This window comes from Polynucleobacter sp. 39-46-10, from assembly GCF_002282275.1.
Genome location: NZ_NCJB01000340.1, coordinates 1 through 2378 on the forward strand (window position 1 = coordinate 1; position 2378 = coordinate 2378).

Below are 2378 nucleotides of genomic sequence, written 5' to 3' on the forward strand. Positions count from 1 at the left end.
GGGCTGATCTATCAGGTGCAGGCCTTGAGCGATGAAGAAAAGGCGCTCGCGCTACAGCAGCATGCCCAGGCGCGCGGCTTTATTCTCACGCCCGAGGTGGGATTGACCCTTACCAAGTCTACGAAGCAAGAGCAATTGGCGCTGATGCGATTTTATTAATTGTGGCCTGCCTTGAGCTCAATCAAATGAAAGAACTTGAAGCTTGTGCGCATGAACTGGGTTTAGATGTGCTTGTTGAGGTACATAACGCACCTGAATTAGAGCAAGCCCTTGAATTGAAAACCCGATTGCTCGGCATTAATAATCGCAACCTGAAGACTTTTGAAGTTACTCTGCAAACCACCCTATCCTTACTATCAATGGTGCCAAAAGGTAAAACATTGGTTACTGAGTCTGGAATTATGAGTCGTGCAGATGTCCAGCTGATGCGTGATCACCATGTCAACGCATTTTTGGTTGGCGAAGCCTTCATGCGTGCAAATAATCCAGGCACGGCTTTAAGCGAACTATTTAACTAAGCAGGCCTAAAGCCCTTAAGTAGATCAAGGCCATATTTAATAAGGCCAATTAGTAGCACTGTTCCCAAAACATCCCCAATCATCATTACCAAGAAGTGATTAAAGCTTCCAGCCTCATCAAGCCCTCTGAGCGCAAACCACCATTGATGTAGACCCGCACTGAGAGCTGCGAAAATCAAGACGCAGACCACTAAGTTCTGTAAAGTCAGGTTACTTAAGTCAGGCAAGATATTGATATTCCTCAATACAAAAACTCTTGCTAAATAAGGTGCAAATCCAGATATCAGTCCAATGCCGATGCAGGTGATGAGCTCTGGTGGAAATTGCCCAAAATAACAAATCATGAAAGATGCGAGCGCAATTCCAATGGCGCCTGGTAAGCCAAAGATGAGCGTCAGAAATAAACGTAAGCCAGCAGGCAGATAAATCCAATTCACACCCAGCCCATAAGCTAGGTGACTTGTTAGCCAATCATTCAAATAAAACAGGGTTGAGTAAGAGAAAATGCTAACCAGGAAGCCTGTCGTCGATTCCGAGAATATTCTTTTCATGACTATCAGCATGGCTATTAGTGAAATATCGGTTCATACTACCAGCCAAGCATTAGGGAATATACTAAGACTAACCCTAGAGCCAATAGACTTAAACACCACTGATACAAAAATATGTCCACCGCTAAATCTTCTTGCTACATTCGATTTTTAAACCTGATTGATGTCCTTGACCGCATTAATCCTGGGAAAAAGCTCGACTCAATTGAAGAAGGTTTACTCGACCAAATTATTTTGAGCTTTGATGCCAAGAAGCCCATTTTGGTGGGAGACCTGATTTCCCTATCCGAGCTAGGCTCCCAAGCAACGCTTCATGGGCGACTTAAGAATCTCAGCGCCATGGGTTATATCAAGATGGCAGCAAATGAAGATGGGCGCAAAAAAGAAGTAGTTCCTAGCAAGATGGCCATCAAACGCTATGAAGAAATTTCCAAGTGTCTTGCAAAGGCTGTTAAAGAAAGCTAACTCAAGTCCAAGAATATAAAAAAGCCCTTATCACTAAGGGCTTTTTACATTTAGGGGCGCTGTTTTAGACGTTAAAGAGGAAGTTCAAAACATCACCATCTTTAACAACATACTCCTTACCCTCGGCACGCATCTTTCCAGCTTCCTTGGCACCAGACTCACCCTTGAATTGAATAAAGTCTTCAAAAGCAATGGTTTGCGCACGAATAAAGCCGCGCTCAAAATCGGTATGGATCACTCCGGCAGCCTGTGGCGCAGTATCACCTTTATGAATTGTCCAGGCACGAACTTCTTTAACACCAGCAGTAAAGTAGGTCTGTAGGCCTAATAACTTATAGCCCGCACGAATCACACGATCCAATCCAGACTCTTCCATACCGAGGTCTGCCAAAAACTCAGCTTTGTCAGCGTCATCCAAATCAGCGATCTCGGCTTCGATTGCGGCACACACCGCAACCACTGGCGCGCCCTCTTTAGCTGCATGCTGAATCACTGCCTCTAAATGCGGATTATTGTCAAAGCCGTCTTCTTTGACGTTAGCGATATACATTGCAGGCTTTGCGGTAATTAAGCACAGTGGCTTTAAAAGCAAATTTTCTTCGTCAGTCAGCTTCAAGCTGCGAACAGGCTGAGCTTGATCTAAATGGGCTTGCACCTTAGTCAGAACAGCCGCGAGAGCTGCCGCTTCTTTGTCATTCCCTGACTTAGCAGCTTTACTGGAGCGTTGAAGGGTTTTTTCAACGGTTGTTAAGTCAGATAAGGCTAGCTCAGTGTCGATCACTGCGATATCGGAGATCGGGTCAATCTTGCCAGCCACGTGAATCACGTTAGCATCCTCAAAACA

3 protein-coding genes and 1 pseudogene are annotated in these 2378 nt (G+C 45.0%); 2 read left to right on the forward strand and 2 right to left on the reverse strand.

What is annotated here, in order from left to right; translation table 11 throughout:
• Nucleotides 1-101 precede the first annotated feature (101 nt).
• Nucleotides 102-518 (forward strand): annotated as a pseudogene (locus tag B7X71_RS15360) (indole-3-glycerol phosphate synthase TrpC); the annotation flags it as partial.
• Here the strand turns inward: B7X71_RS15360 and B7X71_RS15365 are convergent.
• Nucleotides 515-955 carry a hypothetical protein gene (locus tag B7X71_RS15365; protein ID WP_293601336.1) on the reverse strand — a complete coding sequence of 147 codons (441 nt, stop codon included), beginning with the start codon at nucleotides 953-955 and terminating at the stop codon, nucleotides 515-517. The pseudogene B7X71_RS15360 and the gene B7X71_RS15365 overlap by 4 nt on opposite strands.
• Before the next feature lie 228 nt (nucleotides 956-1183).
• Here B7X71_RS15365 and B7X71_RS15370 point away from each other — a divergent pair, with 228 nt between their 5' ends.
• A complete protein-coding gene (locus B7X71_RS15370; protein WP_215302404.1) occupies nucleotides 1184-1534 on the forward strand; it encodes a hypothetical protein in 351 nt (116 codons plus the stop codon).
• Nucleotides 1535-1598: 64 nt separating this feature from the next.
• Here B7X71_RS15370 and ychF read toward each other — a convergent pair.
• Nucleotides 1599-2378 (reverse strand): redox-regulated ATPase YchF (gene ychF / locus B7X71_RS15375; RefSeq protein WP_293601339.1); only part of this gene is annotated, 780 nt, incomplete at its 5' end.